At 46.9% G+C, this 23,146-nt stretch carries 23 protein-coding genes; 21 read left to right on the top strand and 2 right to left on the bottom strand.

Annotation, left to right across the window (positions count from 1 at the left end; genetic code table 11):
- Window positions 1–35: 35 nt before the first annotated feature.
- From accB to spo0A, 17 genes are all read left to right on the top strand, one after another.
- Window positions 36–539, top strand: coding sequence for an acetyl-CoA carboxylase biotin carboxyl carrier protein (gene accB / locus KJS52_RS04470; protein ID WP_213513485.1), 504 nt, complete (start codon window positions 36–38; stop codon window positions 537–539).
- A gap of 48 nt (window positions 540–587) precedes the next feature.
- Entirely contained in the window at window positions 588–1,943 is a 1,356-nt protein-coding gene (gene accC / locus KJS52_RS04465) for an acetyl-CoA carboxylase biotin carboxylase subunit (protein ID WP_213513484.1), read from the top strand.
- 153 nt (window positions 1,944–2,096) lie between these two features.
- On the top strand, window positions 2,097–2,501 hold the full coding sequence (locus tag KJS52_RS04460) for an Asp23/Gls24 family envelope stress response protein (RefSeq protein WP_213513483.1): 405 nt from the start codon (window positions 2,097–2,099) through the stop codon (window positions 2,499–2,501).
- 80 nt (window positions 2,502–2,581) lie between these two features.
- Window positions 2,582–3,139, top strand: coding sequence for an alkaline shock response membrane anchor protein AmaP (gene amaP, locus KJS52_RS04455; protein ID WP_213513814.1), 558 nt, complete (start codon window positions 2,582–2,584; stop codon window positions 3,137–3,139).
- Window positions 3,140–3,153: 14 nt separating this feature from the next.
- Entirely contained in the window at window positions 3,154–3,384 is a 231-nt protein-coding gene (locus tag KJS52_RS04450) for a DUF2273 domain-containing protein (protein WP_213513482.1), read from the top strand.
- A 100-nt stretch (window positions 3,385–3,484) separates the two neighbouring features.
- Complete coding sequence (nusB, locus tag KJS52_RS04445) at window positions 3,485–3,925, top strand: transcription antitermination factor NusB (RefSeq protein ID WP_213513481.1); 441 nt, start codon at window positions 3,485–3,487, stop codon at window positions 3,923–3,925.
- Window positions 3,926–4,020: 95 nt separating this feature from the next.
- Entirely contained in the window at window positions 4,021–4,875 is an 855-nt protein-coding gene (gene folD, locus KJS52_RS04440) for a bifunctional methylenetetrahydrofolate dehydrogenase/methenyltetrahydrofolate cyclohydrolase FolD (RefSeq protein WP_213513480.1), read from the top strand.
- Window positions 4,876–4,882: 7 nt separating this feature from the next.
- The gene (gene xseA / locus KJS52_RS04435; RefSeq protein ID WP_213513479.1) at window positions 4,883–6,232 is read left to right on the top strand and encodes an exodeoxyribonuclease VII large subunit; all 1,350 of its coding nucleotides are present in this window, start codon (window positions 4,883–4,885) and stop codon (window positions 6,230–6,232) included.
- A 71-nt stretch (window positions 6,233–6,303) separates the two neighbouring features.
- Entirely contained in the window at window positions 6,304–6,552 is a 249-nt protein-coding gene (xseB, locus tag KJS52_RS04430) for an exodeoxyribonuclease VII small subunit (RefSeq protein WP_213513478.1), read from the top strand.
- Window positions 6,553–6,558: 6 nt separating this feature from the next.
- Complete coding sequence (locus tag KJS52_RS04425; protein ID WP_246563114.1) at window positions 6,559–7,473, top strand: polyprenyl synthetase family protein; 915 nt, start codon at window positions 6,559–6,561, stop codon at window positions 7,471–7,473.
- 128 nt (window positions 7,474–7,601) lie between these two features.
- Window positions 7,602–9,494, top strand: coding sequence for a 1-deoxy-D-xylulose-5-phosphate synthase (dxs, locus tag KJS52_RS04420; protein WP_213513477.1), 1,893 nt, complete (start codon window positions 7,602–7,604; stop codon window positions 9,492–9,494).
- Between the two features lie 23 nt (window positions 9,495–9,517).
- The gene (locus KJS52_RS04415; RefSeq protein ID WP_213513476.1) at window positions 9,518–10,348 is read left to right on the top strand and encodes a TlyA family RNA methyltransferase; all 831 of its coding nucleotides are present in this window, start codon (window positions 9,518–9,520) and stop codon (window positions 10,346–10,348) included.
- 143 nt (window positions 10,349–10,491) lie between these two features.
- The gene (locus tag KJS52_RS04410) at window positions 10,492–10,959 is read left to right on the top strand and encodes a hypothetical protein (protein ID WP_213513475.1); all 468 of its coding nucleotides are present in this window, start codon (window positions 10,492–10,494) and stop codon (window positions 10,957–10,959) included.
- A gap of 18 nt (window positions 10,960–10,977) precedes the next feature.
- Window positions 10,978–11,430 carry a transcriptional regulator AhrC/ArgR gene (gene ahrC, locus KJS52_RS04405; protein WP_213513474.1) on the top strand — a complete coding sequence of 151 codons (453 nt, stop codon included), beginning with the start codon at window positions 10,978–10,980 and terminating at the stop codon, window positions 11,428–11,430.
- 42 nt (window positions 11,431–11,472) lie between these two features.
- Complete coding sequence (gene recN, locus KJS52_RS04400; protein ID WP_213513473.1) at window positions 11,473–13,179, top strand: DNA repair protein RecN; 1,707 nt, start codon at window positions 11,473–11,475, stop codon at window positions 13,177–13,179.
- A gap of 111 nt (window positions 13,180–13,290) precedes the next feature.
- Complete coding sequence (gene spoIVB / locus KJS52_RS04395; protein WP_213513472.1) at window positions 13,291–14,619, top strand: SpoIVB peptidase; 1,329 nt, start codon at window positions 13,291–13,293, stop codon at window positions 14,617–14,619.
- Window positions 14,620–14,979: 360 nt separating this feature from the next.
- Window positions 14,980–15,795, top strand: coding sequence for a sporulation transcription factor Spo0A (gene spo0A, locus KJS52_RS04390; RefSeq protein ID WP_213513471.1), 816 nt, complete (start codon window positions 14,980–14,982; stop codon window positions 15,793–15,795).
- A gap of 143 nt (window positions 15,796–15,938) precedes the next feature.
- On the opposite strand, the gene KJS52_RS04385 is transcribed toward spo0A, so the two are convergent.
- Window positions 15,939–16,820 (bottom strand): LysR family transcriptional regulator, encoded by an 882-nt coding sequence (locus tag KJS52_RS04385; protein WP_213513470.1) that lies wholly within the window; start codon window positions 16,818–16,820, stop codon window positions 15,939–15,941.
- 179 nt (window positions 16,821–16,999) lie between these two features.
- Between KJS52_RS04385 and KJS52_RS04380 the strand changes: the two genes are divergently transcribed.
- Window positions 17,000–18,088 carry a YeiH family protein gene (locus tag KJS52_RS04380; RefSeq protein ID WP_213513469.1) on the top strand — a complete coding sequence of 363 codons (1,089 nt, stop codon included), beginning with the start codon at window positions 17,000–17,002 and terminating at the stop codon, window positions 18,086–18,088.
- On the opposite strand, the gene KJS52_RS04375 is transcribed toward KJS52_RS04380, so the two are convergent.
- Window positions 18,077–18,982, bottom strand: coding sequence for a LysR family transcriptional regulator (locus tag KJS52_RS04375; RefSeq protein ID WP_213513468.1), 906 nt, complete (start codon window positions 18,980–18,982; stop codon window positions 18,077–18,079). The genes KJS52_RS04380 and KJS52_RS04375 overlap by 12 nt on opposite strands.
- A gap of 327 nt (window positions 18,983–19,309) precedes the next feature.
- Between KJS52_RS04375 and KJS52_RS04370 the strand changes: the two genes are divergently transcribed.
- Genes KJS52_RS04370 through KJS52_RS04360 form a run of 3 tightly spaced genes read left to right on the top strand, consistent with a single transcriptional unit; the run spans window position 19,310 to window position 23,145 of the window.
- Window positions 19,310–20,344 (top strand): ABC transporter ATP-binding protein, encoded by a 1,035-nt coding sequence (locus KJS52_RS04370; protein WP_213513467.1) that lies wholly within the window; start codon window positions 19,310–19,312, stop codon window positions 20,342–20,344.
- Window positions 20,341–21,465, top strand: a complete 1,125-nt coding sequence (locus KJS52_RS04365; RefSeq protein ID WP_213513466.1) for an ABC transporter substrate-binding protein — start codon at window positions 20,341–20,343, stop codon at window positions 21,463–21,465. Before KJS52_RS04370 ends, KJS52_RS04365 begins: the two co-directional genes overlap by 4 nt.
- 3 nt (window positions 21,466–21,468) lie before the next feature.
- Window positions 21,469–23,145 (top strand): ABC transporter permease, encoded by a 1,677-nt coding sequence (locus KJS52_RS04360; RefSeq protein ID WP_246563112.1) that lies wholly within the window; start codon window positions 21,469–21,471, stop codon window positions 23,143–23,145.
- Window position 23,146 lies beyond the last annotated feature (1 nt).

Genomic DNA, 23,146 nt, shown 5'->3' with positions numbered 1-23,146 from the left:
TTAGACGTTATGTAAAAAAAGGAGTGATAACGTTCATGTTTAAGTTGAGCGAAATTAAAGAGTTAATCAAATTAGTTGATCAAACATCCGTTGAAGAGCTCGAAATTGAGAACGAGGGTGCTCGACTCCATATTCGCAAGCCAAAAAATTCTGAAGTGGTTACGGTGCAAACGGCTCCAGTTATGCATACATATACACAGCCAGCTGCTGCGATTGCTGCACAGCCGACTGCTCCACAGCCTGCAGCTGCTCAAGCTGAAGCACCCGCTCCTGTACAACCGACAGCAGCTTCGGAGAACTATCACAAAATTACGTCTCCAATGGTAGGTACCTTCTATAGCGCTCCTTCGCCTGATGCGCCACCATTTGTTAAAGCTGGCGATCGCGTCAATACGAAAACTGTTGTATGTATTCTTGAAGCAATGAAGCTAATGAATGAATTAGAAGCAGAAGTAAATGGTGAAATTGTAGAAGTTCTAGTATCCAATGGACAACTGGTTGAATTCGGACAGCCATTATTCCTTGTTAAAGCGGACTAGCTGTTTGCCACTGTCTGAAATAGATGGTTGAAAGGGGTTCTCATTAAAGTGAAATTCCAAAAAATTCTTATTGCCAATCGTGGTGAAATCGCGGTTCGAATCATTCGAGCATGCCGTGAGCTTGGCATTCAATCTGTAGCGGTTTATTCCGAGGCTGATCGCGACTCGCTGCATGTGAAGCTGGCAGATGAGGCATATTGCATCGGACCTGTAGCATCCAAGGACAGCTACTTGAATTTGACGAATATTATGAGCGTGGCTACGCTGACTGAATGTGATGCCATTCATCCAGGCTACGGCTTTTTAGCTGAAAACGCTGACTTTGCGGAAATTTGCGAGTCTTGCAATATTACATTTATCGGTCCGTCCCCGGAAGCGATTAGCAAAATGGGAGACAAGGCTGTTGCGAAGCAAACGATGAAGGATGCCAATGTGCCTGTCATTCCTGGCTCTGACGGACTAATTGAGGATATTGACGAAGCGATTATGGTCGCGCGCGATATCGGCTATCCGGTTATTATAAAAGCAACTGCAGGTGGCGGCGGAAAGGGCATTCGTATTGCCGAGGATGAAGCGAGTCTTATTTCGCAAATTACGACTGCGCAGCAGGAGGCGTTAAATAATTTCGGCAATGGCGGCGTCTATTTGGAAAAATATTTGACAGGCATGAAGCATGTCGAGGTGCAAGTAATGGCTGACAAGCATGGCAATGCCGTTCATTTGTTTGAGCGTGATTGCTCTGTGCAGCGCCGTCGGCAAAAGCTGATTGAAGAGGCGCCTTGCTCGACTCTGTCGCCTGAGCTGCGTGAAGCAATGGGGCAGGCTGCGGTTCGTGCTGCGCTTGCCGTTCAATATTCAGGTGCCGGCACGCTAGAGTTTTTGCTTGGACCTGACGGCAAGTTCTACTTCATGGAAATGAACACGCGCATTCAGGTTGAGCATCCAGTAACCGAAATGATTACGCATGTTGACTTGATCAAGGAAATGATTTCAGTCGCTGAAGGGAATCCGCTATCATTCAGCCAAGAGGATCTTAGCATCCATGGCTGGTCGATTGAATGCCGTATCAACGCAGAGGATTCGGAGCGGAACTTTATGCCGTCGGCTGGTCATATTCCATTCTACCTTGCTCCAGGCGGCATCGGTGTGCGTGTGGACAGCGCGGTTTACCCGGGCTATACCATTTCCCCGCATTACGATTCGATGATTGCCAAGCTGATCGTCTGGGGAGCAACGCGCGAGGAAGCGATTCAACGAATGAAGCGCGCGCTGCATGAATTTGCGATTGATGGGATTAAAACGACGATCCCGTTCCATTTGAAAGTGTTGGATCATGAGAAGTTTATTAGCGGCGATTTTGATATCAAATTCCTGGAGGAGCATGATATTAACGGTGCTTCCTAAAAAAATCAGTACATTATAAACGATAATTTGAACATGCATTCCAAAAAGCAATATCGTTTGTCATAATTCTTACGCAATGTTATAGTATAGAAATAAGTAACATTGGTAAGCATGACCATATGCATGTATTGATAATTTGGAGGTGTAACTAACATGAGTATAATCGCTGAATACGAGAAAACAGACATGGGTACGATTCAAATTGCTCCAGAGGTTATTGAAGTGATCGCAGGGCTCGCTACAATTGAAGTGGATGGCATTGCAGGCATGAGCGGTGGTCTTGCGGGAGGTATCGCGGAACTGCTTGGAAAAAAGAATGTTTCCAAGGGCGTGAAGGTCGAAGTTGGGCAAAAAGAAGCGGCAGTTGATGTTTCTGTAATTATTCAATACGGCTACAAAATTCCAGAGGTTGCGAACAGCGTGCAGGAAAACATTAAGCGTTCCATCGAAACGATGACAGGCTTGAATGTTGTTGAAGTGAACGTGCATGTGCATGATGTTCATTTGAAGGCTGAAGAAAAAGCGGAGTCAGAGGATCAGGCGGCACGCGTGAAGTAATACATGATATTGACCCCCTTGAAGCCTGAGCTTTCGCTCGGCGCAGGGGGTTGATTACGTTAGATGAGAGGATGAAGAACTTGATCAGAGTTGTGGACAAGCTACTATTATTTTTATACAGCATCATTATTGCGATTATTTCGGCTGTTGCTGTAAGTGTCGGCTTTAAATGGATCACGGGCTCTCTAGCAATCGATGCAATAGACAGATTGTATGGCAGCAATCAGTTGCTGTTAACGGTTGCAATTGTCGGGATCGTAATGTTCTTGATTAGTCTTCGTTTCTTTATTGTCTCACTTTCTCGTGGCACAGTCACTTCTCAATCTGTAGATCAGCGCACAGAATACGGCGATATTCGGATTTCAATCGAAACGATGGAAAATTTGGCGTTAAAAGCAGCAATGAAGCAGCGCGGTGTAAAGGATTTGCGCGCACGCGTTCATGCAACCGATGCAGGCATGGATATCGTGCTTCGAACCGTTGTGGATGGAGAAGCATCCATTCCGCAATTGACTGAAGACATTCAAAAAGCTGTAAAAAGCTATGTTGAGGAAATTACAGGGATTCCCGTAACGAACGTTTCCGTATATGTGGCGAATATTATTCAGAACAATACAATTAAAAGTCGCGTAGAGTAGAGGTGAATCTATCTATGTGGAACGAGCTATGGAATCAGTATTGGAAACGGATCATTGGCGCAGGAATCGGTTTGTTTTTTGGCATCATTTATTTGTTTTTCGGATTTTGGGATATGATTGTTGTAGCGCTTCTCGTTGGAGCTGGCTATTGGCTGGGCAAGCAGAGAGAGTTTGCATCGGGTCCAATCATTCCGTGGGATCGCATATGGCAGACGATAGGAAAGCTGTTTAAACCATATCGTTAGGCTGTGGTCTCCTCCGTGCCTCGGATCATCAACCAGATTCGCAGCAGGGACGAGATCATACGGATATGACAGCATTAAGGCATAATGACGTGGAGGATACATGAAACGGAGATTAGCAAGAGAGATGGTAATATCAAGCTTGTACAGCATGGAATTGAATGAAGTGCAGGCTTATGAGGCGCTGCAAAGCGTAATAGAAGAAGTAATGGCTGACAATGAAGTTAGCGATAAAACGAGCGACGAGACTACGAATGAGTTTGCACGCAAGCTGCTGCTGGGAGTTGTTGAGCATCGAGCGGCAATTGATGATCTATTGACCAAGTTTTTAACAGGCTGGCAGGTGGATCGTCTGTCCCGTGTTGACCGTCAAATTTTGCGTCTTGCTTGCTTTGAGATGGTATTTGCCAACGATGCGCCGCCAAAGGTTGCAGTGAATGAAGCAATTGAGCTGGCCAAGCATTTTGGAACCGAAGAATCCGGGAAATTTGTTAACGGCGTGCTGGCAAAGCTGCTGCAAAATTTAGATTCGACAAAAGCGTAAGCTTGTCGCCTTGGCTGCGATAAGCTTCTTTCATTGCCTTGCGACAGGCTTGCATTTACATATAAAGAATGGATCAATAAGAGGAGAGATGTACAATGACTACTAAAATTATTGATGGGAAACAAATTTCTGCTGAAATGCGCAATGAAATGATTGCTGAGGTTGCAGCTCTGAAAGAAAAAGGGATTACTCCAGGCTTGGCTGTCGTATTAGTCGGAGAAGACCCGGCGAGCAAAGTATATGTAGGCTCTAAGGAAAAGGCGTGCATTCAGCTTGGCATGTATTCCGAGGTTCATCGTCTGCCTGAGCAAACAACGGAGCAGGAGCTGCTGGCGCTTATCGACAAGCTGAACAATCAAGCGTCAATCAATGGAATTTTGGTGCAGCTGCCACTGCCGAAGCATATTAACGAAAAAGCGGTTATCGATGCGATTAGCGTGCAGAAGGATGTAGACGGCTTTCATCCGCAAAGCGTAGGAAATCTCGTAATCGGCGACGAGAGCCTACTGCCTTGTACGCCAGCAGGGGTGATCGAGCTCATTAAACGCAGCGGCATCGACATAGCGGGCAAGCATGCTGCTGTAATCGGGCGCAGCAATATTGTCGGGAAGCCTGTAGCTATGCTGCTTTTAAGAGAAAACGCTACAGTTACGATTTGCCATTCTCGCACAGCGAACCTGCAAGAGGTCGTGAAGCAGGCTGATATTGTAGTTGTTGCGATTGGACGAGCTAATGCAATCGACGCATCTTATATTAAGCCAGGCGCTATTGTCATTGATGTTGGGATTAATCGCCTTGACAACGGCAAGCTGGCAGGCGACGTGGACTATGAAAGCTGCTTGAGCGAAGCGGGCTATATTACTCCTGTACCTGGCGGCGTAGGTCCAATGACGATTACGATGCTGATGAAAAATACGATTACTGCGGCTAAGAAAGCGAACGGGATGTGATTAGCCAATGGCGATGCAGCCACATATTTATACGATCAAGGATATAAACAAATATATTCGAATGAAGATGGACAGTGACGCCGTATTGTCTGATGTATGGCTTCGTGGTGAAATCTCGAATTTTACACATCATTCCAGCGGACATATGTACTTCACATTGAAGGATAAGGATAGTCGTATCAAATGTGTGATGTTTTCCTCCCATAATGCTCGTCTAAAATTTGTTCCAAGGGAGGGCACCAAGGTGATCGCCAGAGGAACAGTCTCTGTTTTCGAACGCGATGGTGCCTACCAGTTTTATGCGAATATGATGCAGCCGGATGGTCTAGGCAGCTTGTATCTTGCATATGAACAATTGAAAGCGAAGCTTGAAGAGGAGGGGTTGTTTGCAGCATCTCGCAAACGTACACTTCCTCTTTTTCCTGTTACGGTTGGTGTTGTCACATCGCCTACAGGAGCAGCAGTGCGAGACATTATTACGACGATCAAGCGGAGAATGCCCTCCGCACATATTTTGCTGGCGCCTGTGCAGGTGCAGGGTGAGCTGGCAGCCCCTTCAATTGTCAAGGCAATTACGGCGATGAATGAGCATTGCGGCTGCGATGTTTTAATAGTTGGGCGCGGCGGCGGTTCACTGGAGGAGCTATGGGCGTTTAATGAGGAGGCCGTTGTCCGGGCAATCGCGTCCTCGGCAATTCCTGTCATTAGCGCTGTTGGCCACGAAACAGATTTTACGCTATCAGATTTTGCTGCTGATGTGCGTGCTGCAACGCCGACTGCTGCAGCAGAGCTTGCGGTGCCGCATATCCAGGAGCTAAGCGGAATTGTATTCAGACAGCAGGAAAAGCTTACACATGCGCTGCGCAGATATATTGACGGGCGCGCAGAACGGTTGCGTCGCGTGCAGCACAATCCGATATTTGCACAGCCTAAGCGCTACTTTTTACAGCAGGCGGAGCGGGTTGACTATTTGCAGCTGGCATTGCGCAACAGCTTGCAGGCCAAGCTGCAGCAAAATCAACGGAAGCTGTCGCAGGTTGAAAGTAAATTGGCACGTTTGCACCCCGAGCAGCGTATAAAGCTATTGGATAATCGCTTGCAGCATTTGCAGCAAAAGCTGAATGAGCAAATGCTTTCTGGCTTGAAGCACAAAAAAATGCAAACAGGCGCTCTGATTAAGCAATTGGATGCACTAAGTCCGTTAAAGGTTATGGCGCGCGGCTATAGCTTGACTTATACGGGCGATGGACAATTGCTTAAAAAGGTTGACCAAGCGGAAATCGGCGATACGGTAGAAGTGAAAGTAAGCGATGGAAGCTTAGTATGCAAAGTAGAAGAGATTAAAGACCAGGCTTGAACAGATTGATTAGAAGTTGAACTAATAGTATAATAGCAGGCTTTCTATGAAATGGTTTAGGAGGTATTATCATGTCAGCAAATGAGACTATGAGCTTTGAGCAAGCGCTGGAGCGATTGGAAGCGATCGTGAACCAGCTAGAGAACGGAGATGTGCCGTTAGAGCAGGCGATAGAGCTTTATCAGGAAGGGATGAGCTTGTCCAGCCTCTGCAGCGGGAAGCTAAAGCAGGTTGAAAGTAAAATCGAAATGCTGATCGAGACAGAGCAAGGCTTGGCGACAAAGCCGTTTGCCTCCTCAAGCTTGGAAAAAGGGGAGTAATAGACTGTGGAGCATTCTGTGTCGATACATAATCATATTCAGCTAGTAGCAGGAGAAATTACCGAGGAGCTGAAGCGTTCGCTTGCTCAATTTGATGGCGCGCCAAGCAAGCTGATTGAAGCGATGGAATATTCCTTGACCGCTGGCGGGAAACGGCTGCGTCCTTATCTCGTGCTGGCTGCTGCCTATGCAGTTAATGCCGATGAGGCAATGGTGCGAAAAGCGATTGCTCCCGCCTGCGCAGTAGAATTTATTCATACCTATTCGCTGATTCATGATGATTTGCCGGCAATGGACAATGATGATTTGCGTCGCGGCAAGCCTACCAATCATAAGGTGTTCGGAGATGCGATGGCTATATTGGCGGGCGATGCATTGCTTACAGCTGCCTTTGGCTTCATTACCGCGCTGGTGAAGCAGGGGCAAGTAGATGCTGCAGTCGGCATTGAAATTATTGATGAGCTTTCGCGCTATGCTGGTGCGCTTGGCATGGTCGGAGGACAGGTAGCAGATATGCAGGGCGAGCAGGGAATTACATCCATTGAGCAGCTGGAGTACATTCATCAGCATAAAACGAGTGATTTGGTTGTATTTTCTGTAAAGGCTGGTGCAAGAATTGCAGGCGCCAGCGAATATCAACTGCAACAACTGGAGCAGTATGGGCGTAATATAGGTATGGCCTTTCAAATTCAGGATGATATATTGGATATTATTGGCGATGAGCAGAAGCTGGGGAAGCCTGTGCATAGCGATATCAATGAGCAAAAGGTCACGTATCCGTTTTTGATTGGTCTTGAAGAGAGTAAAGAGCTCGTAGCCAAGCTGACAGAGGAAGCCAAAGCAGCTGTTATGGATGCGGATCTAGCCTATACGGACCAGCTGCTAGAACTTGCGGACTACCTGGTGCATCGTGAGTATTAAGTAGCAGCGCCCTGAGTATTAAGTAGCAAGTTGGCTGTAATTATGTTGGATGTCAAAGATTGTGATATAATACGAATAAGTGTCTGTTACTTTACGGTTTACAACTTTTTGAAAGCGAGGAAAGCGATGTGCTTTTAGATAAAATAGATGGCCCGGAACAATTAAAAACATTAACAGTTGAGCAACTGGATCAATTAGCAGAAGAAATTCGTCAATTTCTAATTGAGAAATTGTCTCTTACTGGTGGTCATCTTGCTCCTAATCTTGGAGTTGTCGAGCTTACCTTGGCGATGCATTATTTGTTTGATAGTCCAAGCGACAAGTTTATTTTTGATGTTGGTCATCAATCTTATGTTCATAAAATTATTACAGGGCGCAAGGATCAATTTGATACTTTGCGCAAATATAAAGGGCTGTGCGGCTTTGTGAAGCGCAGTGAAAGCCAGCATGATGTGTGGGAAGCCGGACATAGCAGCACGTCGTTGTCTGCTGCAATCGGCATGGCGATGGCGCGCGATTTCAAGGGTGATTCCAACCGCGTCGTTGCGGTTATTGGCGATGGTGCGCTGACGGGCGGCATGGCGTTGGAAGCGCTCAACCATATCGGGCATGAGAAGCGCAAGCTGATTGTTGTGCTTAACGACAACGAAATGTCGATTGCGCCTAATGTCGGAGCCTTGCACCATTATTTGGGCAAAATCAGAACAGGTCGCCAGTATCAAAAGGTGAAGGAAGACGTCCATCAATTGCTGAACAGAATTCCAGCAATTGGCGGCAAGCTTGCTGATACCGTCAGCCGCTTTAAAGACAGCATCAAGTATTTATTAATGAGCGGTATTTTGTTTGAGCAGTTTGGCTTGTCGTATCTCGGACCGATTGACGGCCATGATACAGAAGCGCTGCTGGAGGTTTTGAAGCAGGCAGACAATATTAACGGCCCGGTGCTTGTCCATGTTATTACGACAAAGGGTAAGGGCTATAAGCCAGCGGAGAACGATTCGCATACTTGGCATGGCGCCTCTCCTTATAAAATTGAGTCAGGCAAAATGGTTAAGGCAGTTGGACCGCCAATGTATACGAAAGTATTTGGCGACGTGCTGATCGAGCTTGCGGAGCAGGATGAGCGAATTGTTGCTGTAACGCCAGCGATGCCTAGCGGTTCCGGCTTGCTTGACTTTGCAAGCAAATTCCCGACAAGAATGATTGATGTCGGGATTGCCGAGCAGCATGCAGCAACGATGTCGGCAGCGCTTGCTATTGAAGGGATGAAGCCAGTCTTTGCCGTATATTCAACCTTCCTGCAGCGTGCTTACGATCAGGTTGTGCACGATATTTGTCGGCAAAACCTGAATGTTGTGTTTGCAATTGACCGTGCCGGATTTGTTGGACCTGATGGCGAAACACATCAAGGCGTATATGATATTCCGTATTTGCGCCATGTGCCGAATATGGTGCTGATGATGCCGAAGGATGAAAATGAGCTGCGGCACATGATGAAGACGGCGATTGAGTACAATGACGGACCGATTGCTGTACGTTATCCGCGGATTAATGCAGAAGGTGTGGAGATCGATCCGCTGCTTAAAACGATTCCAATTGGAACATGGGAAGTTTTGAAGGAAGGCGAGTCTGAGTATGCGCTGCTGGCTGTTGGTCCGATGATCAAGATCGCCAAGGAAGCTTCAGAGCTGCTTATTCGCGACGGCATTGATGTTGAAATTATTAACGCACGCTTTATAAAGCCGCTGGATGAAGCGATGCTGCTTCGTCTTGCAGCACAGCATAAAAAGCTTGTCGTTATTGAGGAGAGCGCTGAGCTCGGAGGCTTGGGCAGCGCTATACTTGAATTTTACGCCAAGCAGCAGCTGGACGATGTTGTTGTCCGCATTAAAGGGATTCCGGATTTGTTTATCGAGCATGGCACGATTGCCCAGCAGCGTGATGAGGTTGGCTTGAATGCTGTTAACATTGCAAATTTGGTCCATGGGATGAAAGCAAAGCGCAAGAAAAATGCGAATTAGCATAATTGATAGGTAGGGATATGATGACAACAGTACCGAAGGAGCGAATAGATGTATTGCTCGTTGAGGGTGGGTATTTTGACAGCCGCGAAAAAGCGAAGAAAGCGCTAATGGCTGGACTTGTGCTTGTCGATGAGGTTCCGATCGACAAGCCAGGCATGAAGGTTCCAAGATCTTCTGCGATCAAAGTAAAGGGAGCCTTGCATCCTTATGTAAGTCGCGGGGGATTAAAGCTGGAGAAAGCCATTAAATGCTTTGACATCGCGATGCAGGATGTGGTCATGCTTGACATAGGCGCTTCCACAGGCGGTTTTACCGATTGTGCCTTGCAGCACGGAGCGAAATACGTGTATGCCATTGATGTCGGATATAATCAGCTTGACTGGTCGCTGCGCCAGCATGAACGGGTTAATGTAATGGAGCGGACTAATTTTCGTTATTTAAAGCTCGAGGAGCTGGCTGGTCCTGCCCCTAACTTCGCAAGTATTGATGTGTCATTTATATCGTTAAAGCATATTTTGCCGAATTTATCGACCTTGCTCCCGCTTGGCGCACATGTTGTGGCGCTAATCAAGCCGCAGTTTGAAGCTGGACGGGAAAAGGTTGGCAAGCTAGGTGTCGTGCGCGAGCCGGCAGTGCACAAAGAGGTGCTGCAGCAGGTGCTGGGCTTCGCCGCTGAAACAGGCTACAAGCTGCTGGGACTTACGTTTTCACCGATAACGGGCGGAGAAGGAAATATTGAGTTTTTGGCGCATTGGAGCTGGGAAAATCAAGCTGCTCCAGAAGTGCTTCCAGTGGAGCAAATTGAACAGGTTGTGCAGGAAGCCAACGCCACCTTCAAGCTGCAAAAATAACGATTGTAATACAATAATGAACAGCAAAGATGCCAATCGATCAGATCGTGAGGCATCTTTTCTCTTTACAGCTAATCAGCTCATTTGATACACTATAGATGCAAACAAGTGTTCTCTATTATGAAAAAAGGGGAGACTCTCTTATGGATAACCTTGTTGAAATAGTCATTATGCTTATCGCTGGCTGCTTCTTGCTAGCCTTGCTGTACCGGTTTATATACCGCTGGCTGCATACGCCATCGACCATGTCAAGAATTAAGCTTGGTCGAGGTGGGAAGCTTAAAGATAATGATCCCAATGTCAATCTGCTTGAACGGCATGGCTATGCTGTCATTTCAGGACGGCATCAAATACCGGTCGTAGTTGAGCTGGATGGAGAGGTGCTGGAGCGCTCTGCCACGATCATTATCGATTATGTTGCAGAAAAAAAGGGCTGTTCATACATTGTGAAAACAGAAAGAGAACGCCAGCCAATTGATTTAACGACTGCAGATTTGAAGAAGCATTTATTAATGTACGCTTTACTGCTGCCGGATATGAGTGGCATTTTATACATAAATCACAAGGAGGGCAAAATTCATCGTATTGCCTTCCATCTTGCAGAAAAATGATGATAAGGAGCCTTGTATATGAAAGGAATCAGGCAATTCAGGATAAAGGAAATTATTGCAGAGCGCGATATTGAAACTCAGGATGAGCTGGTTGACGCGCTAAGGCAAAGCGGAATGAAAGTTACACAGGCAACGATTTCACGAGATATTAAGGAATTGATGCTGATCAAAATACCTTCCGCTTCAGGCGGATACAAATACGCCATGCCTGGCGAAACGCAAAAAACGAATCCGATCTTCAAGCTAAAGCGCGCTTTGCAGGATCATTTTACTAGCATAGACTATACGGACAACCTCGTCGTTATGAAATGCTTGCCGGGAACGGCCAATACAATCGCTGCGTTAATTGACAGCATGGAAACAAGCGATATTATGGGCACGATTTCAGGTGATGACACGATTTTAATTATTTGCCGCTCCAAGGAACAGAGCAAAAACGTTGTAGAGCGTTTTCTCGATATGCTGAAATAAAGCTGAATTTATGTAAAGGTTTGATCAAGGAGGCGAACGAAAATGCTGCATGAACTGTCTATCCGCAATATGGCAGTGATTGAGGAAGCAAACATTCATTTCCATCAAGGATTTCATGTATTAACTGGTGAGACAGGGGCGGGGAAATCTATATTAATCGATGCTTTAAGCCTTGTAGTTGGCGGGCGAGGCTCTGCCGATATGGTGCGCTACGGCTGCGATAAGGCTGAGGTAGAGGCGTTATTTGATTTGTCCGGGGATCATCCTGTATGGCAGCGCCTGCAAAGCCTCGGCATTCAGCATGACAGCTCGGAAATGCTGATTGTGCGCCGGGAGTTGACTGCTACTGGAAAGAGCAGCAGCCGAGTTAATGGACAGCTGGTGACGATTACGATGCTGCGTGAAATTGGTGAAAGCCTTGTAAATATTCATGGTCAGCATGAGCATCAGTCGCTATTGAAGAGCGAGCAGCATTTGGAGTGGCTCGATATGTACGGCGGTGCCGAGCTGCTTGATATTAAGCGCCAGTACAATGAGCAGTACGAGCAGCTGCTGCTTGTTCGCTCGCAGCTCCATGAGCTGGAGAACTCTTCGCGTCACAATATGCAGATGCAGGATCTGTATCATTTTCAAATTGAAGAGATTAGTGCTGCCAAGCTTAAGCCAGGCGAGGATGAGGAACTGTTGGAGCAGCGCAAAATGTTGATGTATGCAGAGAAGCGCTCCGCCTCGGTTAATGAGGCGTATGGCTTGCTTAACGATGGACAAGGCCTGGATGCAATCAGCCGCGCAATTAGCCGCTTGACGGATATTGTGAGCTATGATGAAAGCGCATTGGCGCCGATGCTGGAGCAGCTGCAAACAGCGTATTATGCGGCTGAGGATGTGATGTATCAGCTAAGAGGCTATCGCGACGGTATTGAATCCGATCCTGAGCAGCTGCAATATGTAGAGGACCGTCTTGATCTGATTCGCGGCTTAAAACGCAAATATGGAGAAAGCATTGAGGAAATTAACGCTTATTTGGCTAAAATAACGGAAGAGCGCGACAAGCTTGAAAATCGCGATGAGTTGCTGGCGGAGTTGAAGGAGCGAGAGGCAGACATCTATGCCGCGGCTTATGAGCTGGCCCAACAGCTTTCAAGTCGGCGTCGCGAGGTTGCAGAACGGCTGGCTAAAGAAATCAAGGTTCATTTAATGGAGCTGCAAATGGGTGCGGCTAATTTTGAAGTGGATTTAGTTTCAATGCCTCATGGCGAAAGCTCGCCAGTCAGATTGAGCGCTACGGGCATTGATCAAGCGGTATTTATGATGAGCACGAATCCCGGCGAGCCATTAAAGCCGTTGCATAAGGTTGCTTCGGGCGGGGAAATGTCGAGAATTATGCTTGCCTTGAAAACGATCTTTGCTGCGATTGACCAAATTCCAGTGCTTGTGTTCGATGAGGTTGATACAGGTGTAAGCGGCCGGGCTGCTCAAGCTATTGCGGAGAAGCTGTCCAAGCTGGCAAAGGGTTGTCAAGTGTTCTCGATTACACATTTGCCGCAGGTGGCGTGTATGGCCGATCATCATTATGAAATACGCAAGCAGTTTGTAGCGGAGCGTACCTATACATCAGTAACCGAATTATATGGCGAGCAGCGAATAAATGAGCTTGCGCGCATGCTTGGCGGAGTGGAAATTACGGAAAAAACAAAGCATCATGCTCAAGAGATGCTTGATTTGGCGATTGGCTTGAAAGGTGCTTGAATAAAGGAAATTTGGGATGTTTTTGTGGTCATAAATCTTTTTGCTCGGGGTAACTTAATGTTACGCCATTGGCGAAGACGTTAAGCGATCAATGACAGGAGCGTGAAAAGATTGAACCCAAAGCAACCTAAACGTATTTTTGGATTAATTCTTGTCATAATAGTCGGTCTAATCGGGGTTTCAACACCGATGCAGCAAATTGCTGCCTTTCCCAATGAGCTGCGACTATTTACTGGTCAGTCAAAAAACGTACAGCTTAGTGTACCCGTGCATGCCGAGCTGTCGTATGATCCGAAAAGTTTGCAAGTGAATGGTTCAACACAGTCATCATTATCCGTAAGTTTGAAAGAACCGTTATCATTACATTCTTATCAAATTGGTCAAACGCACATGAAAGTAAAGCTGTTTGGCAAAATTCCATTCAAAACGGTTAAGGTTGATGTTGTTCCTGATTTAAGAGTAGTCCCGGGAGGACAAACGATTGGAGTAAAAGTCAATTCAGCAGGCGTTTTAGTCGTTGGACATCATCAAGTAGTAAATGAAGATGGAACTAAGCTTTCGCCTGGCGAAGAAGCTGGTCTCAGGCTTGGAGATTTAATTGTAGCAATTAACAAGGTGGAGGTCAGCAATGTCAGGAAGCTCGGCGAGCTGTGCGATAAACTGAGCTCAAACAAAAAGCCGCTTACCGTCTCATTTGTACGCAATGGTAAAACAATGACAACAAAGCTGAAGCCGATCTTTGATAATCAAGAAAAGGAATGGAGAATCGGCTTATACATTCGTGATTCTGCCGCAGGTGTTGGAACGTTGACCTTCTATGCTCCAGATCAAGGCGTCTACGGTGCGTTAGGTCATGTCATTACGGATATGGATACTGGAACTCCGATAGTTGTAGGTCGTGGCGAAATTTTGCAGGCGAGCGTTACGTCGATTAACAAAAGCCAAAACGGAGATCCTGGCGAGAAGCGGGCTCATTTTGTTAAAGAAAAGCAAATTTTAGGCAATATCGAAAGAAATACACCGTTCGGGATTTTCGGAAAAATGAGTGAGATGCCTACACACAGCTATGCTGAGCAAGCTATTCCAGTTGCCTTTGCAGAGGATGTCAAGGAAGGTCCGGCGCAAATTTTAACGGTTGTAAATGGACAGAAAGTCGAAAGCTTTGACATTGAAGTTTCTCATGTCGTTAAACAGTCGTCACCAGCAACTAAAGGCATGGTCATTAAAGTAACGGATGAGCGATTGATCAGCAAAACCGGCGGCATTGTGCAAGGGATGTCGGGAAGCCCGATTATTCAAGACGGCAAATTGATCGGCGCTGTTACTCATGTATTCGTCAATGATCCAACTTCAGGGTACGGTTGCTTTATCGAATGGATGCTGCAAGATGCTGGAGTATTGCTGCACTCTAATAAAGAGCAGGCTGAACAAGCCTCATAAACAAGAAAATGCTATCCGTATCAGTGGGATTCGGACAGCATTTTCTTGTTTGTCGCAATGAATTTCGCTACAAAGCAGCAATGATTTGTGCAGAAGTTAATCAAATTTTTCGGCTTTATGTACTTTTTAAGCATGATCAGGTAAACTCAAGCATATAATGATTTCAACAATGGATAGCGAAGAGTGGCAAGCTTTGTCGAAAGCAATTGGATTATGTAGCAAAATCTTAATTATAGCGAAAAAGTGAAAAAAAATAAAGAAAAAAGATTTTCGACAGAAGGAAATCATGTACTGGTGTCGAAATTGTAAAGAGCAGAGAACAACTCGACATTCATATTTAATTAAAGGGAGGCAAGCATCTTGCAGAAGATCGATGTATTGTTAGCAGATGACAACCGAGAATTTACTAATTTATTATCGGAGTATTTCGCCAGTCAAAGTGATATGAATGTATGTGGAGTAGCTTACAACGGTGAAGAAGTGCTGAGACATCTGGAGAACGCTAGAAAGCTACCAGACGTACTTGTCCTAGATATCATCATGCCTCATCTTGATGGTCTTGGAGTACTGGAAAAAATTCGTGAGATGGATCTCAACCCAATGCCGAAAGTAATTATGCTTACAGCATTTGGCCAAGAGAATATCACTCAGCGTGCTGTCCAATTAGGCGCTTCGTATTATATGCTGAAGCCATTCGATATGGATATGCTTTCTAACCGAATCAGACAGCTGGTTGGAGTGCCTGCTACAGCAGCGACTTCATCTTCATTCAGTGCAAGTCTGGCTACGAGCAGAGCGAATGTTGTTCCGATCGGCAAGCATAAAAATCTTGATGCCAATATAACAAGCATCATTCATGAAATTGGAGTACCCGCACATATTAAAGGTTACCAGTACTTACGCGAAGCCATTACGATGGTCTATAACAATATTGAAATTTTAGGCGCAATTACAAAAACGTTATACCCTGCAATCGCAGAAAAATTCAAAACGACACCTTCCCGTGTCGAACGCGCGATTCGTCATGCCATCGAGGTTGCCTGGACACGCGGCAACATCGACAGCATCAGCCACTTATTCGGCTATACTGTCAACATAAGCAAATCCAAGCCAACCAATAGCGAATTCATCGCTATGGTGGCAGATAAGCTAAGAATTGAGCATAAGGTGTCGTGAAAGGATAAGGAATAACTGATAGGCTGCAACATAAAAGGAATTGATCTAACAAGTGACCGTTACCTTTGCCGGGGGCGGTCTACTTGTTTTTAAACAGTAAATTGTAGTGCAAGCTTACTTATTTTTCAACAACATAGCAGCAATCAAGCTTCAAACTGTTTAATACAAAACGTAATAAATTGCTCCATTGTATTAGATATAAATTTATTTTTGTGGTGGACCAGCTTGAACAGGCGCTTGAACGTTATTCCCTCTACATCGACGATATGAAGCATGCCTGCTTCGAGCTCTTTATTTACAGCACTGCGAGAAATAACGGATACGCCAAGTCCTTCGGCTACTGCCATTTTGATCGTTTCAGTATTGTGGCAGGTCCATGTAGCCCGCCATGTGATGTCGTGAACGGCCATTGTGCTTTCAAATGTATTTCTCGTTCCACTGCCCAGTTCCCGCAAAATAAATTCCTCATGCTCAAGCTCTTTCGGAGCAACCGTTAATCGTTTTGAGAACGGATGAGTTTTTCCACAAATGAGCACCAGTGTATCCTCGGCAAAGGGCTTGCTTATAAGGTCGGCTAATGTAAGATCGCCTTCAACGAGCCCCAGATCTAATTTATCTCCCATTATTAGCTTTTCGATAGATGTAGTGTTATCCTCAACCACTTCAACCGAAACATTCGGCAGCAATTGTTTAAAGGAGGAGACAAGCTTCGGCAGCACATATGCGCCGATTGTGACGCTGACGCCAATTCTAAGCCTACTGTTGTGGTTAAGAGAACGCATTTCAGCTTCAGCGTCACTGTGCATCCGTAAAATATGGCGAGCATATCCGAGCAGCTTTTCTCCAGCATGGGTCAGGTATAGCTTTCTCGCCAAACGCTCAAACAGTCGAACATTGTAATGCTGCTCCAGCTCTGCTATTGCTTGGCTAACAGCAGGCTGAGACATAAAAAGCGCATTAGCTGCTGCTGTCATATTTAAATGATCGCATACCGCGATAAAAATTTGAAAATGTCTTAATGTCATATTTCGGCTCCTCTATCCGTTAAACGGTCGTAAGCAATTGCTACTGAAATACCCTCCGTCCAAGGATATTCACTAGTAATCTATAAGTAATTACTTATTATTACAATCATAACGATATATTTTACTTATTTCAAGCTGAGCCGTATGCTAGTGGTACATACGTGATGGGGGTGTACAAGATGACTGTTCAAACAGAATCTACAAAAAGCTCAGCTTTAACCGATTCATCTCTGGCATTATCTGCAAGGGGGGACGCTGCAAAAAAGCAGCGCAGCTTTGCCGAGAAGCACTCATTATTGCTTGGGATCGGCTTTACACTTGCAGTTTCAGTAATCGGCTGGGCCGCTTCGCTGCTTCCTGGCTTTGATCGGCTTGGGCCATTGGCTTGCTCAATTGTTTTAGCTCTCTTATACCGGTATTTTTGCGCGTATCCAGAAGCACTGCGTCAAGGCATTCAGTTCAGCTCAAAAACATTACTTCGACTAGCCATTATCTTGTTCGGCTTGAAGCTGGATATTCATCTTGTACTGAATGAGGGGCCAGGCTTGCTGCTTAAAGCAGCACTGGTCATAGTGTTTGCAGTCTTGCTTACAACATTGTTAGGCAAGCTGTTTAACACAGATCCTGCTATTACGTTGCTGCTTGGCATTGGTACTGGCATTTGTGGGGCCGCAGCGATTGCTGCTGTTTCGCCCATTTTGCGAACGAAGGATGAAGAGACAGCTATTGGGGCAGGGATGATTGCTTTAATTGGCACTATATTTGCAGTTGGCTATACGTTGCTGAGACCGCTGCTTCCGCTGGACGATCTTGAGTATGGGGCATGGTCAGGCATCAGTTTGCATGAAATTGCTCATGTCGCGCTTGCCGCAGCTCCGGCAGGGCAGGAAGCGCTTGCCGCGGCATTGCTCGCCAAATTAAGTCGGGTATTATTGCTTATCCCGTTTTGTTTCTTACTATTGGCTTGGCAAAAAAATCGACGAGATGGAGCGGAAAGGAAGGATGTAAAGCTGGAGTTTCCCTCGTTTTTGCTAGGCTTTGTTGCAGCCAGCCTGGCGGGCAGCTATATCTTTGTTGACGATATCGCTATTCCGCCGACGATTATGAATGGCATATCAATTGTTACAACGCTCTTGCTGTCAATGGCAATGGTGGGACTTGGTCTGAATGTAAACTTAAAGCAGCTGCGCACCAAGGCTTTGAAGCCTGTGCTGGCGATGCTGCTTACATCGGTGCTTCTATCTGTATTAACTTATCTATGGCTGTGAGCTCTTCTTTACAATTTCCAGAAAAGCACTCATTTGTGGTGAAATCCAGCGCTCGGGATGGTAGCATGCATAGATCATGCGCGGCTCATCTATGCCGGACAAAGCGGCGTAGGCTAATTTGCCCGAAGCGATTTCTTCCTCAATCGCCATATGCGATATAAAGCTGACGCTGTTTCCTAGCAAAAGCGTGCGTTTAATCGTCTCCAGAGAATCCAGCTCCATCCCGTTTGGCAGCTGAATTTGCTGGGTTTGCAGCCATTGCTCGGTCATTTTGCGTGTAGTGGATTCAATGCCATGAAACAGAAACGGATAAGCGGCAATTTGCTCAGGTGAAATGCTATGTTCAGCGGCGACAGCTTGGGCTAGTGGGTGATTGGCGGCAAAGGCGACAACCAGCCGATCCTCGCAAATCGCCTCGCATTTCAAGCCGTCAGTATGATCGGTTTGCTGCGCGGCAATAAAGCCGAGATCGATTTGCCGCTCGGACAGCATTTGCCGGATGACAGGAGCTGTGCGAATCGTCAGCTTAATTTCGACCTCCGGGTACGTCTCGCGAAAACGATGAATCCATCTCGGCATCAAATATGTTCCTGCCACGTAGCTCGCTCCGATATGAAAGGTTCCTCGCTCCGGAGAGCGCTGCTCGGCCATAACCCTTCCTGCCTCAAGGCCAAGCGAACGAATTTTTTGCGCATAGTGCAGCAGCGCTTTACCCGCGCGTGTTAGCTTGTACTTCCCGCCATATACCTCGAATAGCGGCACACCGTATTGCTCCTCCAGGCTTTTCATATGAAAGGTGACCGTAGGCTGCTTGACGCCAAGTGCTTCTGCTACTGCCGTAATTTTTTTATGCTGATCCAACAAAACGATAATATCGAGCTTTATAAAATTCATTGGACACACCCTCCGATCCATATGCTTGGATTATAGAAAAAATCTATGAAGATGTAAAGATATTAATAGTTTATTTAATATACATTTAACACTATGAAAATATCTCGCTGATGATTGGCGTCTAAGCTAGTACTAAGGCGTGTCTGAAAATCCGCTCAGTGGCCCCTTTCACCGCCTTTTCGCCCCTGCTTCGTTCCGTTTGCTTGCCGTACGCCCGGTACGCCTTCCCAAACGCGCCTTGCATGGAACGAAAATTCGGCAAAATGGGCTGTCCTCGGAGTTCTCAGACACGCCCTAGCAAGACGATATGAGATAGGAGTGAAGCGCATGGAGGTGGAATTGCGCGGCGTTAGCAAAGCCTTTGACGGGACAACTGCACTGCAGCCAATCGATCTGACGATTAGCTCAGGGTCCTTTACAACCTTGCTGGGACCTTCCGGCTGCGGCAAAACGACTTTGCTGCGATTAATAGCCGGTCTGGAACGGCCTGATCGTGGATCGATTCGAATTGGCGATAAGCTCGTTTTCGATGCCGAGCGCGGGATTTATATGCCGCCGCAGCAAAGAGAATTGGGCATGGTGTTTCAAGATTTTGCCTTGTGGCCGCATATGACAGTTTATGAGAATGTCGCTTTTGGCTTGAAGGCTCGCGGACGAGGCAAGGAGGCTTCAGCTCAAGTAGCCAGAGCGATTGAAGCGGTTCGTCTGCAAGGCTTTGAAAAAAGGTATCCGCATCAGCTTTCTGGCGGACAGCAGCAGCGTGTGGCGTTCGCACGGTCGATCGCTTCCCAGGCGGGGTTAATTTTATTCGATGAGCCGCTAAGTGCGCTTGACGCATTGCTGCGGGATGAGATGAGGGAAGAGCTTGTGCAAATGGTGCGCGAGCTCGGCGTAACAGCCGTCTATGTGACGCATGACCAGACGGAAGCGATGTCGATGTCCGACACGATCATTGTGATGCGGCAAGGCGAAATGCTTCAGCGCGGCAAGCCAGAGGACATTTATCATACGCCTGTTCATCCATTTGTTGCCCGCTTTGTCGGCCGCTCCAATTGGATAGAAGCGGACAGACAGCTGGTAAGGCCAGAGCATGTTCAATGGACTGCGCAGCCTGAAGCTCGTACTTTCACTGGAGTTGTCACGCGTGTTTCATATTTGGGAGATCGCTACGAGGTGACGATCAAGCTTGCCAACGACAGCATTTGGACCGCTTATCATCATGAGCGAATCGCAATTGGCGATCAGGTTCAAGTAGCGGTAGCCAAGCAGCATATTCACTCGTTGGAATCAGCGAGCGATCTCGAAGCCCCATCAGTCAAGCAAGAAGAGCAATACCAACTCAAGGAGGTTATTAACCGATGAAAACTGTAAATCATACACCAATGAAATTTGTATCCTGGCAATGGACGTTAGCAGTACTGCTGCTGCTTAGCAGCCTGCTGACTGCTTGTGGCGGAGCAAACAATTCAAACAGCAACATTGGGAATCAAAACGGAAGCAATGCCGCAGCAGGAGAAGCAACTCCGGCAGCGAACAATGGAAACTCTTCGCAAGAGCAAACGCCGACAGCACCTTCCGGAAAGGTTGTTGTCTACACAGCTGGACCAGAAGGATTGGCTGCCAAAATTAAAGAAGGCTTTGAGGCAAAGTACGGAATTACTGTTGAACAATTTGATGGAACGACAGGCAAGGTGCTCGGACGCCTGGAAGCTGAAAAAAGCAATCCGGTAGCAGATATCGTTATTTTAGCGTCCTGGCCGTCTGCGATGGCGATGAAGCAGGAGGGCTGGACACAAGGTTATCCTGAAGCAGCCAATGTGGACAAGCTTCAGCCGGACTGGGTTGACAGCGATTATCATTTGTTTGGCTATAGCGCTTCTGCTCTAGGTATTACGTATAATACGAAGCTCGTTTCCGAGCCGCCGACTGATTGGTCTGATCTTACTGATCCGAAATGGGCTGGTGCGGTAAATATTCCAGATCCTTCTTTGTCAGGCTCTGCTTTGGACTTCATTTCAGGCTACTTGAATGATAAAGGCGAGGAAGAGTGGAGCTTCTTCAGTCAGCTTAAGGAAAATGGCGTAGCGATGTCCGGTGCAAACAAAGAAGCATTGGACCCGGTTATTACTGGTGCGAAAAGCATTGTAATGGCAGGTGTCGACTATATGGCTTATAGCGCCAAGGCGAAAGGCGAGCCTGTAGACATTGTGTATCCGGCAAGCGGAACGGTTATTAATCCGCGTGCGGCGATGATTATGAAAACTTCTCCGAATCTTGACAATGCGCGTCTGTTTATCGATTATTTGCTGTCTGATGAAGCACAAGCGCTTGTTACAGGCGCCTACCTGCTGCCTGGCAGAGCGGACATTAAAGCAGACAACCGCACCAACACTGAGGATATTAAGCTGCTGGACTATGACTGGAACTGGATGAGCGAGCAAGGCGAAGCAATTAGTGCAAAGTTTTTGGAGCTGTTCAAGTAAACGATGAGCAAATCATATCGTGGGGAACTTCGGTTCCCCGCAACCTCTTGGCTTATGCTGCTGGCATTTCTACTGCTTATATTGCTAGTAGGGGTGCCTTTAGTTATGGTGCTGCTGCACAGCCTTTTTCCAGACAGTGTATTTGATATGCTCGCTCCATTCAAGGTACTGTCCAATCCAGGCTTATTCTCTTACTTTTGGAATTCCATTGTGCTCGGAGCTTGGGTTGTACTTGGCTCAACCTTGCTCGCGCTGCCGATGGCCTTTTTATCTGCCAGAACGACAATCGGCCGACATGCCTGGCTCGATGTTGTGCTGATCATACCTTTTATGACACCGCCGTATATTGGCTCGATGGGCTGGATTCTTTTTATGCAGCGCCGCGGCTTTGCAGAGCAGCTATTTCCTGCAGCAGCGAAGCTGACGCCTCACTTTTTCAGCTTATTCGGCATGGTTGCCATCATGAGTCTGCATTTGTTTCCGTTTCTCTACTTAATTTTGCGCAATGCGCTGCAGCGGATTGGCGGTTCACTGGAGGAAGCGGGCAGCGTACATGGCGGCGGCGTATTTTATATGCTGCGTCGAGTCGTATTTCCATTGCTGCTAGGCAGCTATGCGATGGGTGCGTTGTTGATCTTTGTAAAAACAATCGCAGAATTTGGAACACCTGCGACCTTTGGCCGGCAAATTGGCTTTTATGTGTTGACTAGTGAAATTCATCGCTATACGTCCAACTGGCCGATCGATTTTGGTACGGCTACCTCGCTTGCCTCGGTGCTGCTCGGAGCCTGCCTTGTGTTTTGGTATATTCAAAATATAATCAGCCGCCGCTATCAGTACAATACGCTTGGCGGAAAAGGCATGCGCACCCGCATCCTGCCGCTGCGCGGCTGGCGGGCTGTTTTAGGCTGGGGCTATACAATCGGCTTGCTGCTTTTATCAATAGCGATCCCTTATTTTTCAATTATTGCGACCTCGCTGCAAAAGCTTAGAGGAGATGGGCTGGCCTGGCATAATGTGACGTTGGCCCATTACGGCGAGCTGCTGCGGCCAGGCTCCAAGGGCTGGCAGGCGTTAATGAACAGCCTCGGTCTTGCTGGCATCGCGGCAACCGTAGCGGTGCTTATCGGCTTATTTCTCGTGCTGCAAATGGGCAGCATGAAGCGCTGGACCGAGCGCGGGCTTGATATGCTCAGTCTGCTGCCGAACACGGTACCAGGCATTGTAATCGTAGTCGGGCTGATTCTGTTCTGGAATGCGCCATGGATGCCGCTGCCGATTTATAACACGTATTCGATGGTCGTTCTAACCTATGTTGTCTTTTATTTGCCTTATTCGGTGCAGTATATTAAAGCTTCCGCCAGCCAAATAGACGGCAGTTTGCTTCAGGCGGGCAAAGTGTTTGGCGGCAAGCCGCTTTATATTTTTCGCAGAATTGCGCTCCCTCTACTAGTGCCTGGCGTGCTGGCAGGCTGGATGATGACGTTCACGATATCAGCCAGAGAGCTGGTCGCTTCGCTGATGGTGCTGCCGCCTTCGATGCAGGTAACGGCTACGTATATCTTTAGCCAATTCGAGCAGGGAGAGGTTTCGCTAGGCATGGCCATGGCTGTTGTCTCTGTCGGCTTTACAACGCTTGTGCTCGTTATTATGAATCATCTGGGGGCTGACAGAAAGTGAG

Source organism: Paenibacillus montaniterrae (genome assembly GCF_018403185.1).
GTDB lineage: Bacteria > Bacillota > Bacilli > Paenibacillales > Paenibacillaceae > Pristimantibacillus > Pristimantibacillus montaniterrae.
This window is presented reverse-complemented; position numbering and strand designations above follow the sequence as displayed.